2 protein-coding genes are annotated in these 1,318 nt (G+C 73.6%); one reads left to right on the forward strand and one right to left on the reverse strand.

Features of this window, described 5'->3' with window-relative positions; genetic code table 11:
* A partial coding sequence (locus HW578_RS26665; protein WP_369407989.1) for a LexA family protein occupies positions 1-333 on the reverse strand: 333 nt, incomplete at its 3' end.
* Between the two features lie 167 nt (positions 334-500).
* On the opposite strand from HW578_RS26665, the gene HW578_RS26670 reads away from it, so the two are divergent.
* Positions 501-1,318: glycosyltransferase (locus tag HW578_RS26670; RefSeq protein ID WP_198373715.1), on the forward strand; the 818-nt coding region annotated here is incomplete at its 3' end.

The raw sequence follows: 1,318 nt of genomic DNA on the forward strand, positions 1-1,318 counted from the left end.
GTCGTTGGCGGGCTCGGCCGCGGGGCGCGGCGGGGCGGCGGCGAAGGGCCCGCGGATCACGTTGGGGCCGAGCGGCGCCTCGCTGGGCTTGGGCGCGCGCGGGCTGCGCGGCGCCAGGTTCTCCGGCAGGCGGATCACCTCCAGCGCGCGGGCGCGGTGGGCGCGCCGTCGCAGGAAGCCGCGTTCCTCCAGTGCCGTGATCAGCCGGTGGATGCCCGATTTCGACTTGAGGTTGAGTGCCGCCTTCATTTCCTCGAAGGAGGGCGAGAAGCCGGTGTCGCGCAGGTGGCGGTCGATGAACATCAGCAATTCATGCTGCTTGCGCGTGAGCATCCAGGCTCTCTCCCCACGGTACCGGGCGCGACTCGGGCGGAACAAACCGGCAACCTGGGGGCTGTTCTAGAAAGGTTCCGGAGTCACAGTCAATGGGATTCGCCTGTGGATGAATCATGCGCCGGACGCGCTTCTCCTGCCGCGCCGTCCTGCGAGGATGGCGCGCCATGGACCTCTCCCTGCTGCTCGCCGCCCATCGCCTGCCGGACCTCGTGCCGCGCGCCGTCGCCTCGGTGCTGGCGCGCGCCGTGGGCGCGGCGGTCGAGGTGGTGGTCGCCTCCGATGACGGCACCGACTATGCCCCGCTGCTGCCGCCCGACCCGCGCCTGCGCTTCACCGCTGTCGGCCCCGTCGCGACCGGCGCCCATGCCGCACGCAACCGCGCGCTGGAGGTCGCGAGCGGCGCACATGTGATGATCCTCGATGGCGACGACGAACTGGAAGGCCCCCCGGATGCCATCGCGCAGGCGCTGGCCCAGGCGCGCGCGGGCGGTGCCGTGGTGGTGCCTTCCATCGTGCGCGACCCGGATGGCCGGGCGCTGCGGCGCATCCCGCCGGCGCGCGCCGCGCGCTTCGGCTTCGCCGGATGGCGCGACGCCTTCGCCTCCCTGCACCTGCTGGCGCGGCGCGACCTGGTGCAGCCCTTCGCCCCCTTCCGGCTGATCGACGACGTGGTCTTCGACCTGCGCGCGCTCGCCGCGGCGGGGGGCGAGGCGCCGGTCGCGCGGGCGCTGGCCTATCGCTACCAGCTGCGCGCCGGCCAGGCGACCGACGTGCCCTGGACGCGCTTCGATGCCGAATATGCCCGCGCGCTCGCGGCCATCGCGCAGGACGGCTTCGGCTTCGGCGGGCATGCGGGGGCGGCGGCGCGCGTGCTGCGGCGCTGGCGCGCGATGAACCGGGCGGTCGGCACCAGCCCGGCGCTGGGCGACTATCACCGGAGATCGGGAGAGCTCACGTCCGGACTCCGATCACGGCTATCCTT

Origin of the sequence: Roseomonas rosulenta (assembly GCF_016106005.1) — a bacterium.
In the GTDB taxonomy this organism is placed as follows: Bacteria; Pseudomonadota; Alphaproteobacteria; order Acetobacterales; family Acetobacteraceae; genus Neoroseomonas; species Neoroseomonas rosulenta.